The 19112-nt window shown below is 63.4% G+C and carries 18 protein-coding genes and 1 other RNA gene; 15 read left to right on the top strand and 4 right to left on the bottom strand.

What is annotated here, in order from left to right; all coding sequences use genetic code 11:
• Nucleotides 1-40: 40 nt before the first annotated feature.
• The 5 genes from VPH40_RS21490 to VPH40_RS21470 all read left to right on the top strand — a co-directional run bounded on the left by VPH40_RS21490 (nt 41) and on the right by VPH40_RS21470 (nt 4479).
• Nucleotides 41-544 carry a type IV pilin protein gene (locus tag VPH40_RS21490; protein WP_328574449.1) on the top strand — a complete coding sequence of 168 codons (504 nt, stop codon included), beginning with the start codon at nt 41-43 and terminating at the stop codon, nt 542-544.
• A gap of 57 nt (nt 545-601) precedes the next feature.
• Nucleotides 602-1198 carry a GspH/FimT family protein gene (locus tag VPH40_RS21485; RefSeq protein ID WP_328574448.1) on the top strand — a complete coding sequence of 199 codons (597 nt, stop codon included), beginning with the start codon at nt 602-604 and terminating at the stop codon, nt 1196-1198.
• 62 nt (nt 1199-1260) lie between these two features.
• Entirely contained in the window at nt 1261-2334 is a 1074-nt protein-coding gene (gene ribD / locus VPH40_RS21480; protein ID WP_442906676.1) for a bifunctional diaminohydroxyphosphoribosylaminopyrimidine deaminase/5-amino-6-(5-phosphoribosylamino)uracil reductase RibD, read from the top strand.
• Nucleotides 2335-2364: 30 nt separating this feature from the next.
• A complete protein-coding gene (locus VPH40_RS21475) occupies nt 2365-3000 on the top strand; it encodes a riboflavin synthase (RefSeq protein ID WP_328574446.1) in 636 nt (211 codons plus the stop codon).
• A gap of 99 nt (nt 3001-3099) precedes the next feature.
• Nucleotides 3100-4479 carry a hypothetical protein gene (locus tag VPH40_RS21470; protein ID WP_328574445.1) on the top strand — a complete coding sequence of 460 codons (1380 nt, stop codon included), beginning with the start codon at nt 3100-3102 and terminating at the stop codon, nt 4477-4479.
• On the opposite strand, the gene VPH40_RS21465 is transcribed toward VPH40_RS21470, so the two are convergent.
• On the bottom strand, nt 4476-4901 hold the full coding sequence (locus VPH40_RS21465; protein WP_305060336.1) for an OsmC family protein: 426 nt from the start codon (nt 4899-4901) through the stop codon (nt 4476-4478). The two genes, VPH40_RS21470 and VPH40_RS21465, sit on opposite strands and share 4 nt — an antisense overlap.
• 422 nt (nt 4902-5323) lie before the next feature.
• Here VPH40_RS21465 and ribBA point away from each other — a divergent pair, with 422 nt between their 5' ends.
• The 3 genes from ribBA to nusB all read left to right on the top strand — a co-directional run bounded on the left by ribBA (nt 5324) and on the right by nusB (nt 7760).
• Nucleotides 5324-6442 (top strand): bifunctional 3,4-dihydroxy-2-butanone-4-phosphate synthase/GTP cyclohydrolase II, encoded by a 1119-nt coding sequence (gene ribBA, locus VPH40_RS21460; RefSeq protein WP_289899303.1) that lies wholly within the window; start codon nt 5324-5326, stop codon nt 6440-6442.
• Nucleotides 6443-6618: 176 nt separating this feature from the next.
• Entirely contained in the window at nt 6619-7101 is a 483-nt protein-coding gene (gene ribH, locus VPH40_RS21455; RefSeq protein ID WP_034759563.1) for a 6,7-dimethyl-8-ribityllumazine synthase, read from the top strand.
• Nucleotides 7102-7289: 188 nt separating this feature from the next.
• Entirely contained in the window at nt 7290-7760 is a 471-nt protein-coding gene (nusB, locus tag VPH40_RS21450) for a transcription antitermination factor NusB (RefSeq protein ID WP_034759129.1), read from the top strand.
• 121 nt (nt 7761-7881) lie between these two features.
• Here the strand turns inward: nusB and VPH40_RS21445 are convergent, their stop codons facing one another.
• A complete protein-coding gene (locus VPH40_RS21445; RefSeq protein ID WP_180278601.1) occupies nt 7882-8799 on the bottom strand; it encodes a transglycosylase SLT domain-containing protein in 918 nt (305 codons plus the stop codon).
• Between the two features lie 479 nt (nt 8800-9278).
• Here VPH40_RS21445 and ubiD point away from each other — a divergent pair, with 479 nt between their 5' ends.
• Both ubiD and ffs read left to right on the top strand, forming a co-directional pair.
• Nucleotides 9279-10763 (top strand): 4-hydroxy-3-polyprenylbenzoate decarboxylase, encoded by a 1485-nt coding sequence (gene ubiD / locus VPH40_RS21440; RefSeq protein ID WP_328574444.1) that lies wholly within the window; start codon nt 9279-9281, stop codon nt 10761-10763.
• Between the two features lie 122 nt (nt 10764-10885).
• Nucleotides 10886-10984, top strand: an RNA gene (ffs, locus tag VPH40_RS21435) — signal recognition particle sRNA small type.
• Between the two features lie 28 nt (nt 10985-11012).
• Here the strand turns inward: ffs and VPH40_RS21430 are convergent.
• Complete coding sequence (locus tag VPH40_RS21430) at nt 11013-11165, bottom strand: hypothetical protein (protein WP_161789605.1); 153 nt, start codon at nt 11163-11165, stop codon at nt 11013-11015.
• 56 nt (nt 11166-11221) lie between these two features.
• Here VPH40_RS21430 and dnaX point away from each other — a divergent pair, with 56 nt between their 5' ends.
• The 5 genes from dnaX (at nt 11222) to VPH40_RS21405 (ending at nt 16984) form a co-directional block, all read left to right on the top strand.
• The gene (dnaX, locus tag VPH40_RS21425) at nt 11222-13528 is read left to right on the top strand and encodes a DNA polymerase III subunit gamma/tau (protein WP_328574443.1); all 2307 of its coding nucleotides are present in this window, start codon (nt 11222-11224) and stop codon (nt 13526-13528) included.
• 41 nt (nt 13529-13569) lie between these two features.
• Nucleotides 13570-13896, top strand: coding sequence for a YbaB/EbfC family nucleoid-associated protein (locus tag VPH40_RS21420; protein ID WP_034759121.1), 327 nt, complete (start codon nt 13570-13572; stop codon nt 13894-13896).
• Nucleotides 13897-13943: 47 nt separating this feature from the next.
• The gene (recR, locus tag VPH40_RS21415; RefSeq protein WP_034786598.1) at nt 13944-14534 is read left to right on the top strand and encodes a recombination mediator RecR; all 591 of its coding nucleotides are present in this window, start codon (nt 13944-13946) and stop codon (nt 14532-14534) included.
• A 7-nt stretch (nt 14535-14541) separates the two neighbouring features.
• Nucleotides 14542-15762, top strand: coding sequence for a CaiB/BaiF CoA transferase family protein (locus VPH40_RS21410; RefSeq protein ID WP_328574442.1), 1221 nt, complete (start codon nt 14542-14544; stop codon nt 15760-15762).
• 88 nt (nt 15763-15850) lie between these two features.
• On the top strand, nt 15851-16984 hold the full coding sequence (locus VPH40_RS21405; protein WP_328574441.1) for an esterase-like activity of phytase family protein: 1134 nt from the start codon (nt 15851-15853) through the stop codon (nt 16982-16984).
• Here the strand turns inward: VPH40_RS21405 and VPH40_RS21400 are convergent.
• The gene (locus VPH40_RS21400) at nt 16953-19112 is read right to left on the bottom strand and encodes a putative bifunctional diguanylate cyclase/phosphodiesterase (protein ID WP_305058099.1); all 2160 of its coding nucleotides are present in this window, start codon (nt 19110-19112) and stop codon (nt 16953-16955) included. The genes VPH40_RS21405 and VPH40_RS21400 overlap by 32 nt on opposite strands.

Below are 19112 nucleotides of genomic sequence, written 5' to 3'. Positions count from 1 at the left end.
CAGCGTATCGGCTGGCGCTTTTTGGAAAGGGGGAAATCGCATGGGGACGTTGGCAAGGCGGAACTGGTGCACTGCAAACGAAGGCGCTCTTGCTGCCAACCCACCGGGCTTCAGCCTGATCGAACTGCTGGCCGTGCTGGCGATCGTGAGCCTGCTGCTGGCGCTGGCCGCGCCCGCTTATCACGGCCATGTCGTGCGCGCCAAGCGGGTGCAGGGGCAGGCGGCCCTGCTGCGCCTGATGCAGAAGCAGGAGCGCTATTATTCGCAAAACAATCACTATCTGGCCTTTTCCTCGGCGTCGCCCGCGCCGCAGGCGCAGCAGTTTCCCTGGTGGTCCGGCGAAGGACCGGCTGCCGGCAGCGCGTATGAAATCGAGGCGCTGGCCTGCCCCGGCGCGACTATCGGGCAATGCGTGCTGTTGCGGGCCATGCCGGGCACGGCCAAGGTCGATGCGCAATTCCAGGATGTCGATTGCGGCATCCTGTCCCTGAACAGCACGGGCCAGCGCGGCAGCAGCGGCCCCGCCAGCCATTGCTGGCCCTAGGTCATGGTTGCGCTGGCGCGGGCACGAGGCAGCGGGGATTCACTGTCATGCCGCCTTTTGCCTTCCTGCGGCCAGCCCTGGTTTGCCCGTTCGCGCAAGCAGCCACGCCGGGCGGGGCATACCTTGCTCGAATTGCTGGCCGTGCTGGCGATTGCCGCGCTGCTGGCGGCCGCCGCCATGCCCAGTCTGCAGCAGGTGCTGGCGCGCCAGCAGGTACGGGCGGCGGCCACGGACTTGTTCTCGGCCATCGAATTGACGCGGGCGCAGGCGATGGCGCGGGGGCAGCGCGTGCTGCTGATGCCGGCCGGGCCCGGTGGCGTGGATTGGCGCACGGGCTGGCTGGCATTCATCGACCGCAATGCCAACCTGGCGTTCGATGGCGATGACGAATTGCTGTTCCGCCAGGGGCCGCTGCCGGAGGGCATCACGGCCCAGTTCGTGTTTTCGTCGGCCACGGCGCCGTTTTATATCGCCTACAATGGCGCAGGCCGCAGTTGCAGCGCGACCAATAGCCTGGCGGCGCGCTGGGGGACCTTGTCCCTGGCTTTGGGAAAGCAGGTGCGCCATATTAAAATCAATATGCTGGGCAGGGTGCGCGTGTGCGACCCGCAGCAGCAAGCGGCCAATTGCAGCGGCGTGGCCGACAGTTCGTAATCCGACTCACCTATCACTCACTATCAAAGAAGCCCGTGGAAATACTCAACGATATCGATGGCATGCGCCTGGCGCTGGAATGGGCGGCGCGCGGTTTGTACACGACCTCGCCCAATCCCCGTATCGGCTGCGTGATCGTCAAGGATGGCCAGGTGATCGGTGCCGGCGTGACGCAGGCGGCTGGGCAGGATCATGCCGAGGTGCAAGCCTTGGCCAACGCGGCGGCGCGTGGCAACGACGTGCGCGGCGCCACAGCCTATGTCACTCTGGAACCGTGCAACCACCATGGCCGCACGCCGCCATGCTCCGATGCGCTCGTGCGCGCGGGGCTGGGCCGCGTCGTGGCCGCCATGACGGATCCGAATCCGCTGGTGGCGGGGCAGGGGCTGGCCAAGCTGGAAGCGGCCGGCATCGCCGTCACCACGGATGTGCTGGCCGACGAGGCGCATGAAATGAATATCGGCTTCTTTTCGCGCATGCAGCGCGGCAAGCCGTGGGTGCGCCTGAAAACGGCGGCCAGCCTGGACGGCATGACGGCCTTGCACAATGGGCAAAGCCAGTGGATCACGGGTCCCGAAGCGCGTGCCGACGGCCACGCCTGGCGCGCGCGCGCCTGCGCCATCCTGACGGGCATCGGCACGGTCAAGGCGGACGATCCGCAACTGAATGTGCGCGCCGTCGAGACGCCGCGCCAGCCGCGCCGCATCGTCGTCGACAGCCGGCTCGACATCAGCCTCGACGCACGCATCCTGCAGGGCGGCGGCACGTGGATCGTGGCGGCCGTCGCCAATCCGGAGAAACAGGCGCAATTGCAGGCGCTGGGTGCCGAAGTCATCCTGTTGCCGAACGCGGCCGGCAAGGTCGATCTGGCCGCGCTGATGCTGGAACTGGGACGCCGGCAAATCAATGAAGTCCACGTCGAGGCAGGCGCCAAACTGAACGGTTCGCTGATCCGCGAAGGTTGCGTCGACGAGCTGCTGGTCTACCTGGCGCCCACCTTGCTGGGCGATGCGCAAGGCATGTTTGCCTTGCCCGCCTTGACGGATATCAAGCAGCAGCGCACTTTGCAATTTCACCAGGTTCAGCAAGTGGGCGAAGATGTGCGTATCCTTGCAAGATTCGCCCAGCGTACTTAATAGATTTACACTTTTTATAAGGTTAGCTCCATGTTTACAGGAATTGTTGCCGCCATCGGCAAGATTGAAACCGTGCAACCGCTCGACGGCGGCCTCGATGCAGGCGTGCGCCTGAATATCCACGCGGGTGGCTTGCCGCTGGCCGACGTGGCCCTGGGCGATTCGATCGCCATCAATGGCGCCTGCATGACGGTGGTGGAAAAGTCGGACACGGGTTTTGCCGTCGATGTCTCGCGTGAAAGCCTCAATTGCACCGTGGGCCTCGATACCACCACGGAAGTGAACCTGGAAAAAGCCCTGACCTTGGCCGAGCGCCTGGGCGGCCACCTGGTGTCCGGCCACGTCGACGGCCTGGGCATCGTGTGCAAGTTCGAAGCCGTGGGCGAATCGTGGGAGCTGGTGATCGAAGCGCCGCACGAACTGGCGAAATACCTGGCCTTCAAGGGTTCCGTCGTCGTCAATGGCGTGTCGCTGACCGTCAACCGCGTGGAAGACCTGGGCGCGGGCGCCGTCAACGGCTGCCGCTTCTCGATCAACCTGATCCCGCACACGATCGCCATGACGACCCTGAAACATTTGACGGTGGATGGCAAGGTCAACCTGGAAATCGACCTGATCGCCCGCTATGTCGAGCGCATGCTGTCGCTGGACAAGGCCGCCGCCTGATATAAGAACTGAACAGGGCAACACAGCCGCCTTGCCAGGCGTGTGTTGCTTTTCTTGCAGACGCGCATACTATGAAGCTTTCCGCAGTGGAGGCTAGCCATGGACCCGATTTCGCGCGCAACCGTGCCCAACACCATCCCGGCCACGTCCCGCGTGGGCGCAACGGCAGCTCTGGCGCCGGCGCAGCCCGTGCCGGCATCCGGCGCGGCGGCTGCCCTTGCAATACTTTCCTCGACGCAGGTAGACATCTCCCCGCTGGGCCAGTTCCTGTCCGGCGTGGCCTTATCGCGCCGGCAACTGCTGGCCTTGCAGGGCGCCACGGAAGAGGCCAGGGCGGCCAATACCCCCGTGAATGTCAATGACGACTTGCTGGCGCTGGCGCGGCAACTGACGGAATCGTTCGCCCAGTTGCAAACGAGCGGCATCGACGCCAGCCAGCTGGCCACGGCCGGCGACACGCCGGGCAGCCTGGCGCAGCGCTACGATTTATTGTCGGGCGACGGCACGACGGATGCGGCCACGGCGCTGGCGCAGGACGGCAGCTTGCTCACGCAGGCACAATTGACCCGCATCGGCATCGACTTGCGCAATGAAGATGTCGATGCGGCAACATTGCAAGCCGCGTATGCGGCCGACAGCAATGCCACTCTGGACGCCTTGCAACAGGGAACGGAGGTGCTGGCGCAAGTGGGCGCCGTGCTGGCCCGGCAGCAGGGCGCGCCGCTGGCGGCCGGTGTCGAAGCGGATTTGACGGGAGAAACACTGCCGTCCGGCGCCGTACAGGCGTCGCAGGCCGCGCAGCAGCCCGTCGACGCGGCACTGCCGCAGACAGCCGCCATTGCGCAGCGGCAACTGGAACTGCAGCAGCAACTGGAAGCGGAAGAACTGAACCTGGACTTGCAGGAACTGCGGCCCCAGCCGCCAGCGCAACAGGCCGACAATGCAGCGGACTTGCTGCAGACGCAGCGCACGGACAACCTGCGCGTCGATGCCCAGCGCCTGGATGCCGATCAGCAGGCGCAGCAGCAGGATGCTGCGCGCGTGGACGAGCTGCGCCAGGGGCAAGTGCAGCAGCAGGGTTTGCAGCAGCAGGCGCAAGCGGCCGCGGACGACGCCGTGCGGGCCCAGCTGGCCGCCAGCGACGCGCAGATGGCGGCCCAGGCGGCATCCGACCGGGCGCAGTCGCTGGCGCGCGCAGCGCAGGGGCAAGCCGACGCGGGCCTGGCGACGGCGCAAGCCCAGCTGGCCCAGCAAAATGCGCAGGCGCAAGAGCTGGCCGCGCAAAACGCGGGCATGGCCGTGCCGCCGCCGTCGTCGCAAGACCCGTCCGTGGCGGCGGCCATCGCCGCGTATAACCTGAACAATGCAGCCTTGAATCCCGGCTTGATGAACCGGCCCTTGCCGGCCAGCGACTCGCGCCTGCCGCTGGTGGCGCCCGTAGCTGCCGTGGAGCCCGTCAAGCCCGTGACGAAAATCTAGGGCAGCAGGGTGGCGTCCAGCGTGATAGTGGCTTTGAGCAGCTTCGACACGGGGCAGCCGGCCTTGGCCTTGGCCGTCAATTCCTCGAATTGAGCCTGGCTGGCGCCGGGGATTTTTGCTTTCAGGATCAAATGGACGGCCGTGATGGCAAAGCCGTCGTCCACCTTGTCGAGGGTCACTTCGGCCGTCGTTTCCATCTTTTCCGCCGTCAGGCCCGCTTCGCCAAGGATCAGCGACAGGGCCATGGTGAAGCAACCCGCGTGGGCGGCGCCGATCAGTTCCTCGGGATTCGTGCCCGGCTTGCCTTCGAAGCGGCTGGCAAAGCCGTAGGGGTATTCCTGCAAGGCGCCGCTGCGCGTGCTGATGGCGCCCTTGCCATCCTTGATGCCGCCTGACCAGATGGCCGATCCGTTGGTTTTCATAGTGCCGCTCCTGTGTGGGGTGTCGCTGCGAATGGGGCGTCAGCGCCGTGGCGGTGACGGGTTGATCTTATGCTCTTTGCAAGGCCGGCGGCGCGCGTCTTGCCGCCGCCGTGTGCGCTGGATCAGGGAATTGGCGCTTTGCGGGGCAGGCGGTGGCATCCGTGCCGCAAAGCTGTCTTATTTCAGGTCTGCAAGCGCTAAATCCTTTAAAATAGCAGGTTATAAGAAAATTCCCGGAAATTCGCGGAATTTTCGCGCTCGATATTTCAGTTTTTAGTTTCATTAACAACGCCAGGCAAAACCGTCGCGAGCGGAAGGAAGAGGTGGCTGAGAAGCGCAACCGTACGAAGGTACGGTGAGCATCGCAAGCCGCCTATACCGACGCGCAGCAGGTTTTGCCAGGTGTCTTCAGAGGATGAATAATGTCAATATCCAGCACCGAAGAGATCGTCGCTGAATTACGCGCCGGCCGCATGGTGATACTGGTCGATGAAGAAGACCGGGAAAATGAAGGCGATCTGGTGCTTGCCGCCGATTTCGTGACGCCTGAAGCCATCAATTTCATGATCACGCATGCGCGTGGCCTGGTTTGCCTGACCCTGACGGAAGAGCGTTGCGACGAGCTGAACCTGTCGATGATGACATCGCGCAACGGCACCGCCTACGGCACCAATTTTACCGTGTCCATCGAAGCGGCTGAAGGCGTGACGACGGGCATTTCCGCCGCCGACCGCGCCAAGACCATCCAGGTGGCGGTTGCCAAGGGCACGCAGCCCAGCGATATCGTCCAGCCTGGCCATATCTTCCCGCTGAAAGCGCAAAAAGGCGGCGTGCTGATGCGCGCAGGCCATACGGAAGCCGGTTGCGACCTGACTGCCATGGCCGGCTTGACGCCCGCGTCCGTGATTTGCGAAATCATGAAGGACGACGGCACCATGGCGCGCTTGCCGGACTTGCTGTTGTTTGCCGAGCAACATGGCTTGAAAATCGGCACGATTGCCGACCTGATCCATTACCGCAGCCAGACGGAGTCCCTGGTCGAGCGCGTTGCCGAGCGCACCCTGCATACGGCGCATGGCGAATTCCGTCTGATCGCCTTCCGCGATAAACCGAGCGCGTCGGCCCATTTGGCCCTCGTGCATGGCGATTTGGCGCCTGGCCTGGAAGCGCTGGTGCGCGTGCACCAGCCCGTTTCCCTGCTGGACGTGCTGGAAAGCGAAGCGACTACCCACTCGTGGACGGTGGCCGCCTCGATGGCCGCCATCAAGCAGGCCGAGCGGGGCGTGATGGTCTTGCTGAATTGCGGCGAGACGTCGGGCGAGCTGTTTGCCCAGTTCGCCGCGCTCGATACGCCGCAAGCCAAGCCGAAAGGCCGCGCCGCCAGCATGGACTTGCGCAGCTACGGCATCGGCGCGCAAATCCTGCGCGACCTGGGCGTGAGCAAGATGCAATTGCTGGCCAGCCCCCGCAAGATGCCGTCGATGGTCGGTTTCGACCTGGAAGTAACAGGTTTTCAGTGCCACCCAGGCCAGGACACCTGACTAAATCTACTGCGCGTCGCGATTTGCGGCCTGTGATGCTCACTGTACCTTCTTACAGTTGCGCTTCTCGACCACAACTCGCTGCCGCTCGCTACGATTTTGTCAGGCGTCGATGTAGAGTAAACGATGGCGACATGTGCATGTCGCCCTGAACCACCAGATTAAAGAGGCATATGATGACCGTAGGAGCATACGAAACTAATTTTGCCGGCGAAGGTTTGCGCGTCGGTATCGTCCAGGCACGATTCAATGAAATCGTCGGTGGTGGCTTGCTGTCGGCATGCCTGGAAGAGTTGAGCAAGCTGGGCGTGGCCGATGAAGATATCCTGCACGTGACCGTGCCGGGCGCCCTGGAAATCCCACTGATTCTGCAAAAAATGGCGGAAACCGAGCAATTCGACGCCCTGATCGCACTGGGCGCCGTGATTCGCGGTGAAACCTATCACTTCGAGCTGGTATCGAACGAATCGGGCGCGGGCATCACGCGCGTCGGTCTCGATTACGGCATCCCCATCGCCAACGCAGTGTTGACGACGGAAAACGACGAGCAAGCGGAAGTACGCATGCTGGTCAAGGGAGCAGAAGCGGCACGCGTGGCAGTGGAAATGGCCAATCTGGCGCAAGCGCTGGAAGAGTTGCAGGACACCGACGAAGACTAAGCGCGTGTGATAAGAATGCCATGGCTGCGTTGCAAGGCCTCGCCGTACTTTCGTACTGTCTTCGGCCTCGCGCCTTGCCCTGACATCCTTCTCACGCACGCTTGAGCCGCGGCTGCGCTGCCTAAAAGCGCGCCGTAGTGTCTCGCCGGAATTTGTAGTGAACACGTACTTAAGAACAGGTAACAATCATGACTGAGAAAAATTTGCTCGCCAATCCCAGCAAAAACCGCACGCCGCGTCACCGCGCGCGCGAGTTTGCGCTGCAGGGCTTGTACCAGTGGCTGCTGAACAATGAAGACGCGACTACCGTCGTGAACAATATTCGCGCCGCGCATGGTTTCGACAAGGCCGATGGCGATCATTTCACGGTGTTGCTGTACGGCGCTATCAAGGATTCGCTGGCGTTGCGCGAAAGCATGGCACCCTTGATCGACCGCAATATCGCGGAACTGTCGCCCATCGAACACGGCATCCTGCTGATCGGCGCTTTCGAGCTGAAGAACAACATGGAAATCCCGTACCGCGTCGTCATCAACGAAGCGGTCGAGCTGGCCAAGTCGTTTGGCGGTATCGATGGCCACAAGTATGTGAACGGCGTGCTGGATAAATTGGCAGTGAAATTCCGCGAGGAAGAAGTCAACGCCAACAAGCGCAAGTAATATAGAGAGCAGTTCCTGCGGCCAGTGCCGCAGGGCAATAAAAAAGCCACCGGCACTTGCGTGCGGTGGCTTTTTTACTGCGTGCTGCTTTTTGGATGCCCCTGTGAGGGCTTTTAAAGGGTCACAGGCCGGCGATCTCGTTGTGGGGCAGTACTTTGATGGTGATGCCGCTTTCCGCTGCCGGCGCCTTGGCTGGCGCTGGCGTGTTCGATGCCATCACCGGCGTCGTCGTCGGCACGCGCTGGCCGGCCGACACTTGTTTCAGACGGCGGTATTCGGCCAGCACGCGCGAGCCGTAGCCCGAGTCGGTGGCGAAGTTGGCGGCGCCCACGTAGGTTTTGAGGCCCGCTTCGACGGAACCGCCACGCGTGACGTAATCCTTCAGGATCAGCGAACCGACGCGGATATTGGCGACAGGGTTCAGCGCTGCTTGCACGCCGCCCATTTCCTGGAAGCGCTCGTGGTGCACTTTCGACATGACTTGCATCAAGCCTTGCGCGCCGACGGGACTTTCCGCGAACGGGTTCAAGCCCGATTCGATGGCCATCACGGCCAGGATCAGCAGCGGGTCCAGCTTGATTTCGCGGGCCGTCAGGTAAGCCGTCGAGACGAGCATATTGGTCGCGTCGTTGGCCACGCGGTAGCGCTTGGAGAGCCAGTTGGTAACCCATTGCTGCTGCTTTTGCGTGCCCAGCAAGGCTTTTTCTTCCTTGGTCAGCGGGGTATCGCTGGCGGCGGCCGTTTGCACGGAAGCAGGCGCTTCCATCAGTGCGGACAGGGCCGGTGCTTCAACGGCTTGCGCCTCTGCCATCGGCAGCGGGAACAGGCTGTGCGTCAGTTGCTTGCCCAGGTCAGGGCGGAACATCAGCAGGGCGATCAGTGCCAGGGCGGAAATGCCGAAGACTGTCAGTGTGTGTTGTGCAGTGGTCAAAACGCCACGTGCCGAAATGGCCTGTGCGCGGGCGCGCAAGCGCGCCAACGCTGGCTGGCCAGCCACGGTTGAAGCAGGCAATGCTGCTTCAGTGCTACGATGAGTCATAGAGTTCCCCGAAATGTCGCGTCAACAGGCAGTCCCTCCGCGGTCTCGCGGTGTTGTGGGTACTGCCAATGCCGTGCATCAGAAATATCATCGTTTCCGCCGCGTATGGATGCGTGCGAGAAACGCCGTCATTGCTTGCTTGAGCTGATCGGTCCCGTTTTTGGTATTGGATCAGTCGCAATACAACTTTTACCGGGGGTAAGGCAGACGCCTTTTGAAAACACTCCTTAAAATGTCATGTGGAGCCCCGACTCCGTGAATGAAAGAGAAACGCTAAAATCAAGCTCTGGGCCGGCGTGCTCTTTCAAGTTGGGCGAATTGTAGAAGCCGTTTTATATCAAGTCAATACTAACGAATCGTTTCTTTATTACTTTTATGTCTTACTTTTTGACTTGCATTGTGCCAAAAGCCAATAAAATCAATTACTTGGCATAGATCCTTCAGCAACGGCGTCCGACGTCAAAAAAAATTAAAAACACATGAAATATTCAGATTTGCGAGATTTTATTTCTCAACTGCAACAAATGGGTGAACTTAAGCTCATTTCGACCCCCATTTCACCGATTTTGGAGATGACGGAAGTGTGCGACCGCACCTTGCGCGCAGGCGGACCGGCCTTGCTGTTCAATAACCCGACGGGATACGACATGCCGGTGCTGGGCAATCTGTTCGGCACCACGCGTCGCGTGGCGCTGGGCATGGGCGCGGAAGATGTCAGCGAGTTGCGCAAGATCGGCCATGTGCTGGCGCGGCTGAAGGAGCCGGAGCCGCCGAAGGATTTCAAGGACTTGCTGGGCCTCGGTTCCCTGGTGAAATCCGTGTGGGACATGTCGCCGAAGGAGTTGCGCGGCGCGAAGTGCCAGGAAATCGTCTGGGAAGGCAACGACGTGGACCTGGCGCGCCTGCCGATCCAGCATTGCTGGCCAGGCGACGTCGCTCCCCTGATCACCTGGGGCCTGGTGATCACCAAGGGCCCGAACAAGAAGCGGCAAAACCTGGGCATTTACCGCCAGCAAGTGCTGGGGCGTAATAAAGTCATCATGCGCTGGCTGGCGCACCGGGGCGGGGCGCTGGACTTCCGCGAGCACGCGATCCAGAGCAAGGGCAAGCCGTATCCGATCGCGGTCGCGCTGGGCGCCGATCCCGCTACTATATTAGGGGCCGTCACGCCGGTGCCGGACAGCCTGTCCGAATACCAGTTCGCCGGCTTGCTGCGCGGCAGCCGCACGGAACTGGTGAAAGCCATCGGCAGCGAGCTGCGCGTGCCCGCGTCCGCCGAAATCGTGCTCGAAGGCCATATCTATCCGGACGAAAACCATCCGAGCGGCTACGAGCACGCGCTGGAAGGGCCGTATGGCGACCACACGGGCTACTATAATGAGCAGGACAGTTTCCCCGTGTTTACCATCGACCGCATCACCATGCGCCGCGACCCGATCTACCACTCCACGTATACAGGCAAACCGCCGGACGAGCCGGCCGTGCTGGGTCTGGCCCTGAATGAAGTGTTCGTGCCGCTGCTGCAAAAGCAGTTCAGCGAAATCACGGATTTTTATCTGCCGCCCGAAGGCTGCAGCTACCGCATGGCCGTGGTGCAGATCAAGAAACAGTACGCGGGCCACGCCAAGCGCGTGATGTTCGGCGTGTGGAGCTTCCTGCGCCAGTTCATGTATACCAAGTTCATCGTGGTGGTCGATGAAGACGTGAATATCCGCGACTGGAAAGAGGTCATCTGGGCCATCACGACGCGGGTCGACCCCATCCGCGACACGACCCTGGTCGACAACACGCCCATCGATTACCTGGACTTCGCCTCGCCGGTCAGCGGCCTGGGCAGCAAGATGGGCATCGATGCGACGAATAAATGGCCGGGCGAAACGACGCGCGAATGGGGCACGACGATCGCCATGACGCCGGAAGTGAAGGCGAAGGTGGATGGCATCTGGCAAGAGCTGGGGCTGTAGAACGGCTGGGGTCAGACCCTCAACACCGCTGACGCAATGGTCATTGTCAACTTGACCGGGGGTCTGACCCCGGATTTCAGCTTGCTTCCCCAATCGGGCGCAGGTCGGTTATAATTGTCCCCGGCGGGCCCCTGCGCATCGTGGCATGGCTAACCTGGTCAGGTCGGGAACGAAGCAGCCACGGCTATTAACCATGAGTGCCGCAGATCAGGCTCGCCTCCTTCGGGAATGTTTTATCAGGATCGACAATCAAGCTGCCATGGGCAGCTTTTTTGCTTTTACGGCGCCATTTTCTTGCCGGCCCGCAGCATTGCCGGGCTTGCCGTGTTTTCCATATTTCCAGCTGGCCATGTTATACAATTGCTGCTTTGCCGCGTTTGCCATTTTGAATGGCCCGGCCATGAGGCTTGCGCCCGCCGCGCAGGATCACCCGCAAAATCGCATGGTAAAATCTCAGCATGTCCTATCAAGTCCTCGCCCGTAAATACCGCCCCAAGAATTTCGAGACGCTCGTCGGCCAGGAGCACGTCGTGCGCGCGCTCACGCATGCCTTGCACAGTGGCCGATTGCATCACGCCTACCTGTTCACGGGCACGCGCGGCGTCGGCAAGACGACCCTGTCGCGCATCCTGGCCAAGTCGCTCAATTGCATCGGCCCCGATGGCACGGGCGGCATCACGGCCCAGCCGTGCGGCGTGTGCGAAGCGTGCACGGCGATCGACGCGGGACGCTTTGTCGACTATATAGAGATGGATGCGGCGTCGAACCGCGGCGTCGATGAAATGGCGCAGCTGCTGGAACAAGCCGTGTATGCGCCAAGCAATGCCCGCTTCAAGGTCTATATGATCGATGAGGTGCACATGCTGACGAACCACGCGTTCAATTCCATGCTGAAGACGCTGGAAGAACCGCCCGAGCACGTCAAATTCATCCTGGCCACGACGGACCCGCAAAAGATACCCGTGACCGTGCTGTCGCGCTGCCTGCAGTTCAACCTCAAGCAGATGCCGCCCGGCCACATCATCAGCCACCTGGACAATATCCTGGGGCAGGAAGGCATCGCCTTCGAACAGCCGGCCTTGCGCCTGCTGGCCCAGGGCGCCCACGGCTCCATGCGCGACGCGCTGTCGCTGACGGACCAGGCCATCGCCTATGCGGCCGGCGAAGTCACGTTAGATGCCGTGCAAGGCATGCTGGGCGCGCTCGACCAGTCGTACCTGGTGCGCCTGCTCGACGCGCTGGCGCAGCAGGATGGCGCCGATTTGCTGGCCGTGGCCGACGAAATGGCCTCGCGCAGCCTGTCGTATAACGGCGCCCTGCAGGATTTGGGCACTTTATTGCACCGCATTGCGCTGGCGCAAACCGTGCCCGCCGCCTTGCCGCAAGATTTGCCTGAATACGCGGATATCGTGCGTCTGGCTGGCGCGTTTGACGCGGAAGAAGTGCAGCTGTTTTACCAGATCGCCGCGCATGGCCGCAATGAACTGGGCCTGGCGCCCGATGAATATGCGGGCTTTACCATGACCCTGCTGCGCATGCTGGCCTTTCGGCCCGGCATAGGCGGCGCCGATGGCGTGCCGGCGGCTCCTGCCGCAGCCACGGGCAACCGTCCCGCCGCCGTGGCCGCCGCGCGCGCCGCCGCTGGCGCATCCGCCCCGGCAGCCCGCGCCGCCACGAACAGCGTGGCCAGCCATGCCGCCGTGACCCCGCCCGCCGTCGTGGCCGCCGCTGCCGCCAGCATGGCGCGCAGCGAAGCGCCGCCGCCGCGCGCGGCTGCTCCGGCACCGGCGCCTGTCGCCGCCCCTGCGCCGCCACCAGCGGCGCCGCCGGCGGCTGCTCCGGCCGCAGCCGCCCCGGCCGCATCGGGCGCTCCGATCAGTTCCGCCCGCGCCGCCATCAACGCGGCGCTGGAAGCGGCCCGCGCCGCCTCGAAAGGCCGTCCCGGCAGCGCGCCGTCGGCGCCATCGTCGGCGCCCAAGCCGGCTGCACCCGCGCCGGAGCCGGTCGCCGCGGCGCCAGCCCCGGCCGCACCCGTCCAGGCAGCTCCGCCGCCGCCCGCCGCCGCGAAAGCGCCTGCGCCGTGGGACGATGCGCCCCCAGTTGCCGTGATGGAAGCACCAGCGGCCGCTGCGGCGCCCGTGCAGCAGGCGCGTCCTGCCGCGCCGCCGCCAGCGCAGCCGGATGACGACTTGCCGCCGTGGGTCACCGAATTTTCCGACGACAGCGCGTCCGCCGCCGTGTCGGCGCCCGCCGCGCCAAGCAGCGAGCAGCCGGCCGTCGTCATGCCGCTGCGCGCCGCCAAGCAAGCCGCGCCCAGCGGGCCGTATGTGATCACGCCCGTGCCGGGCCTGGACTGGGACGGCAACTGGCCGGCCGTCGCCGCCGTGCTGCCCCTGCGCGGCGTGGCCCAGCAGCTGGCCGTGCAGGCCGAGCTGATCGAATGCCTGCACGACGGCCACAGCACCACGTTCCGCCTGCGCGTGCCCATCGACACGTGGCGCAGTCCCGCCAACGTGGAAAAACTGGCGGCCGCGCTCACCGAACGCTTCGGCCGCAAGGTCGCGGTCGACACGGAACTGGGCGCCGTCTGGTACACGGCCAGCGCGGAAGCGCAGGCCCACCGCGAGGCGTGCCAGCTGCAAGCGGAAGCGACCATCGCCAGCGATCCCTTCGTGCTCGACATGAAGCGTGTATTCGACGCTTTTGTTGTGCCGGGAACGATTACCCCTGCACCGGCCGGCTCCGCCGCGCCGACCCTGCATTGATGATTAACACACTCACAAACTGAATTGAACGGAGCATTCTCATGATGAAAAATCAACTGGCTGGCCTGATGAAGCAGGCGCAAGCAATGCAAGACAACATGAAAAAGGCCCAGGAACAACTGGCGCTGGTGGAAGTGGAAGGCCAGTCCGGCGCCGGCCTCGTGAAAATCGTCATGACGTGCAAGAACGACGTCAAGCGCGTGTCCATCGACCCGTCGCTGCTGGCCGACGACAAGGACATGCTGGAAGACCTGGTGGCCGCCGCCTTCAACGACGCCGTGCGCAAGGCGGAAGCGACGTCCGCGGAAAAAATGGCAGGCTTGACTGGCGGCATGAACTTGCCAGCCGGCTTCAAAATGCCATTCTGATGCACTGCCGCATGCGCTCGATCTATGGCACGGGGCAAGGTTGATCCATGTCCAAGTCGCTTGAATTCTTGACCGAGGCGCTGCGGCGCCTGCCCGGCGTCGGCCCCAAGTCGGCGCAGCGGATGGCATTTCATTTGTTGCAGCACGATAGGGAAGGCGCGGCCATGCTGTCGCGCGCCCTGTTCCAGGCCGTCGATGCCGTGCATCACTGCGGCCTGTGCAATACGTTTACCGAACACGAAGTGTGCGAGACCTGTCTCGACGAAGAGCGCGACAAGCGCTTGCTGTGCGTGGTGGAAACGCCCGCCGACCAGCTGATGATCGAGCAGACGCTCACCTACAAGGGCCTGTATTTCGTCCTCATGGGGAGATTGTCTCCGCTGGACGGCATCGGCCCGAAAGATATCCACCTGGAAAAATTGCTGAACCGCGCCAACGATGGCGTGGTCGGTGAAGTGGTGCTGGCCACCAATTTCACGAATGAAGGCGAAGCGACGGCCCACTACATCAGCGAAATGCTGAAGGCGCGGGGCTTGCGCGTGAGCCGCCTGGCCCGCGGCGTGCCCGTGGGCGGCGAACTGGAATACGTCGACGCGGGCACGATTGCCCGCGCGATGCTCGACCGCAGGGCAACCTGAGCACAACATGACAACATCCTCCGCGACCACTGGTCCATTGAAAGGCATTAAAGTGCTGGAACTGGGCACCCTGATCGCGGGGCCGTTCTGCGCCCGCATGCTGGCCGAATTCGGCGCCGACGTGATCAAGATCGAGTCGCCCGATGGCGGCGACCCCATCCGTACCTGGCGAGTGCTGAAAGACGGCACCTCGCTGTGGTGGTCGGTGCAGGCGCGCAACAAGAAAAGTTTAACGCTGAACCTGAAAACGCCCGAGGGCCGCGCCATCGCGCGCCAGCTGGCCCTGGAAGCGGACATCATCATCGAGAATTACCGCCCCGGCGTGCTGGAAAAGTGGGATCTCGGCTACGAGCAGCTCAAGAAAGAGAAACCGTCCCTCATCATGGTGCGCCTGTCCGGCTTTGGCCAGACGGGACCGATGAAGGACTTGCCCGGCTTCGGCGCCATCGGCGAATCCATGGGCGGCTTGCGCTATGTATCCGGCTTTGCCGACCGCCCGCCCGTGCGCGTGGGCGTGTCCATCGGCGACTCCGTGGCGGCCCTGCACGGCGTGATCGGCGCCATGATGGCGCTGCGCCACCGCGACGTGACGGGTGGCCGGGATGGCGGCGAAGGGCAGATGGTCGACGTGGCCCTGTACGAATCCGTGTTCAACCTGATGGAGTCGCTGGTGCCCGAATACGACCAGGCGGGCGTGGTGCGCGAGCGCACGGGCGGTTCCTTGCCCGGCATCGTGCCCTCGAATACCTACACGACGGGCGACGGCGAAAACATCGTCATCGCGGGCAATGGCGACGCCATCTTCAAGCGGCTGATGCTGGCCATGGGCCGCATCGACATGGCGGGCGACCCGCAGCTGGCGCGCAACGACGGCCGGGTGGCGCGCACGCAGGAAATCGACGACGCCATCGGCGCCTGGTGCGCCACGCACACGATCGACAGCGCGCTGGCCGTCTTGACGGCGGCAGACGTCCCCGCCGGGAAGATTTACTCCGTGCGCGACATGCTGAGCGACCCGCAATTCCTCGCCCGCGACATGTTCGAACAACACCATTTCGCCGACGGCACGCCCGTCAAATTGCCTGCCATCAGCCCGAAACTGTCCGCCACGCCGGGCAAGACGCAGTGGCTGGGGCCGACCCTGGGCCAGCACAACGACGAGGTGCTGGCGTCGCTCGGCTATGATGCGGCCGCCATCGCGCGGCTCAAGACTGATGGCGTGGTGTAATTCGCTATTAACCCACAGAACTAAAGCTGGGGTCAGACCCGGCGGGTCAGACCCCGGAATTTGCTTCCCGACTTATTTGATACCGATCATGCCTCCATTGTTCCGCACCGCGCTTGCCCTGGCGTCCGCCGCCATCCTCCTCTCCGCCTGCGCCAGCTTCCCCCACGACGCACCCATCGCGGGCTTGCGCCTGATCGGCGAACAGCGCATTGCGCTCAAGCAGCCGTTTGAGGGCACGACGGTGGGCGGCCTGTCCGGCATCGATTACGATGCGGCCAACAACAGCTGGGTGATGGAAAGCGATGACCGCTCGGAAATCAATCCGGCCCGCTTCTACCGCGCCGCGCTCGACTACGACAGCCGCGCATTTGCCGGCGTGACCTTCAACAGCGTGCATTTCTTCACGCAGCCCGACGGCAGCCGCTATCCGAACCTGGCCCATGCCAGGCTGGAGCAGGGCGACCAGGTGGCCGACATCGAAACCATCCGCGTCGATCCGCAGGATGGCAGCCTGTGGTACGGCAGCGAAGGCAACCGCAAGGTGGGTTTGCACCCGTTCGTGCGCCACGCCGATAGCGGCGGCCACTACCTGGCCACCTTGCCTACGCCCGCCATGTTCAAGGTGGCGAAGGATGAAACGGGATCGCGCAACAACATGAGCTTTGAGGGGCTGTCGTTTGCCAGCGATGGCAAGAGCCTGTGGCTGGGCATGGAAGCGGCCCTGTACCAGGATGGCCCGCTGGCCACGCCGGACCACGGCTCCGTGGTGCGCATCACGCGCCTGGACCGCGCGGGCACCGTGCTGGGCCAGTACGCGTATCCGATCGAGCCGGTGGCATCGCGGCCTGCGCCGGGGAAGGAAGCGGACAATGGCGTGTCGGAAATCCTCGCCGTCAACGCTCACCAGGTGCTGGTGGTGGAGCGGGCCGGCGTGGAACACGCCGACGGCATCTACACGAATCACGTGCGCATCTACGAGATGGATACGCAGGGCGCCACCGATATCCAGGCCATCCCGGCCCTGGCGGGTGCAAGCTATGTGCCGGCGCGCAAGCGATTGCTGCTGGACCTGGAAAAGATCGGTTTGCCGCGGGTCGACAATATCGAAGGCATCAGCTGGGGCCCGCGCCTGGAAAACGGCCGCCGCAGCCTGGTGATGATTTCCGACGATAATTTCAACGCCCAGCAAGTCACGCAAATCCTTGCCTTCGAAGTGCTCTAGTTTCCACGCTGGCCAGCTGGCCCCGTTGCCTGGCCAGCATGGCCGTGATCGTGTCGTGCGGCGACGGGTGGCCTAAAAAGTATCCCTGCGCCATGTCGCAGCCGTATTCTTCCAGCATCAGCAGCTGCTCGTCCGTTTCCACGCCCTCGGCCACCACCACCATTTTCAAGCCATGCGCCATGGCGATGATGGCGCGCGTGATGGCCGCGTTTTCCGTATCCTGCGGCAAGCCGGCGATAAAACTCTTGTCGATTTTCAAGGCCCGCACGTCGAAGCGTTTCAAATAATTCATGGACGAATAGCCCGTGCCGAAGTCGTCGATGGACAGGTACACGCCGATGCCGCGCAATTGTTCCAGGGTCACCATGGTGGCGCGCGCATCGTCCATCAACGTTCCCTCCGTCAATTCCAGTTCCAGCAGGCGCGCATCGAGGCCCGTGTCGGCCAGGACCGACAGCACGATCTGCATCAGGTTTTCATCCTTGAATTGCTTGGCCGACAGGTTGACGGCCATGCGGATGGCGCGCCCGCCGTCGCTTTGCCACGCCTTGGCCTGGTTGCACGCCGTGCGCAGCACCCATTCGCCGATGGGCACGATCAACCCCGTCTCTTCGGCCAGCGGGATGAATTCCGTGGGCGAGATGATGCCCCGTTCGGGATGGCGCCAGCGCACCAGCGCTTCCACGCCGACGATCTGGGTGCTGGGCACGTCGATCTGCGGCTGGTACAGCAGGTACAGCTCGTTGTTTTGCAAGGCCTTGCGCAGCCCCACTTCCATCTTGACGTGGCTCATGATTTCCATCGTCAGCGAAGAGCTGTACAGCTTGGCGTTGTTCTTGCCGCAGTTCTTCGCGTGGTACATGGCCGTGTCCGCATATTTGAGCAGCGAGTTGCAATCCTCGCCATCTTCCGGATACAGCGAGATGCCGATGCTGGCCGTGACGAAAATCTCGTGTCCCTCGATCATGAAGGGCCGGCGCATGGCTTCCTTGACGCGATGCGCCACGTTCAGCGCGTCTTCCACCCGCTCCAGGTCGGGAATCAGGATGGTGAATTCGTCGCCGCCCAGGCGCGCCAGGTTGTTGCCGCCGAAGGTGGTTTCAAACTCGTGTTCGGCGCGCAGCACCAGGTCGCTGGGGCGGATGGTTTCGCGCAGGCGCTCGGACACCACCTTGAGCAAATGGTCGCCCACGTCGTGGCCCAGGGTGTCGTTGATGCGCTTGAACGCGTCCAGGTCCATGAACAGCACGGCGAATTTCTTGTCGTGCTCTTTCGAGCGCAGCAGTTCGCGCTCCAGGGTTTCCAGGAATGCTTGCCGGTTGGGGATGCCCGTCAGGCTGTCGCAATACGCGAGGCGGCGGATCTGTTCTTCCGTGCGCTTGCGTTCGCTGATGTCGCGCACCAGGCCCAGCACCTCGTCGGCCCCCGTCGCCACCAGGCGCGCCTCGAAATGGCGCGTGCTGTCTTCGTGCGTGAGCGTGTAGTCGACCGAGCCGATATGCTGCGTGGCTAGCACGGCGTGCGCCTTGTCGAGCAGGCGCGCGGCGATTTCGGGCGGCAGCACGTCGCGGATATGGCTGCCCACGCAGTCGCTGAGGGAAAATCCCGCGCTGGCGTCGTGGCCCTGTTCGTAGTCGAGATAAAAGCCTTCGCGGTTCAGGCGGAAGAAGGTGTCGGGGATGGCGGCCAGCACGGCGCGGTTGTGCGCGTCGGCGATGCGCAGGCGGGCGATGGCGTCGCTGGCGCGCAGCACGTACAGCACGCGGTGGCCGAGGATGGGCCAGTTGATGGGCTTGGAAATGAAGTCGGTGGCGCCCACCTCGTAGGCGCGCGTGACGGCTTCCAGTTCGTCGCCGCCCGTGACCATGATGATGGGCACCGTGCCGCCCACTTCCTGGTGGCGGATTTCGCGGCACACGGCAAAGCCGTCCATGGCCGGCATGTCGACGTCGAGCATGACCAGGTCCGGCCCGCTGTGCTTGTAGCTGGCCAGCGCCTGCACGCCGTCCTCGGCCTCGATCACGTCCAGGCCCACCTGCGTGAGCATTTGCCGCATCAGCAGGCGCATCACGGGATCGTCGTCGGCCACCAGCACCAGGCCGCGGGGAGGGGAGAGGGGCGCTGTCAT

Origin of the sequence: Janthinobacterium sp. P210005 (genome assembly GCF_036231865.1) — a bacterium.
Taxonomy (GTDB): Bacteria; Pseudomonadota; Gammaproteobacteria; order Burkholderiales; family Burkholderiaceae_D; genus Janthinobacterium; species Janthinobacterium kumbetense.
The sequence above is the reverse complement of the archived record's forward strand: the minus strand, read 5'-3'. Positions and strand labels throughout refer to the sequence as shown.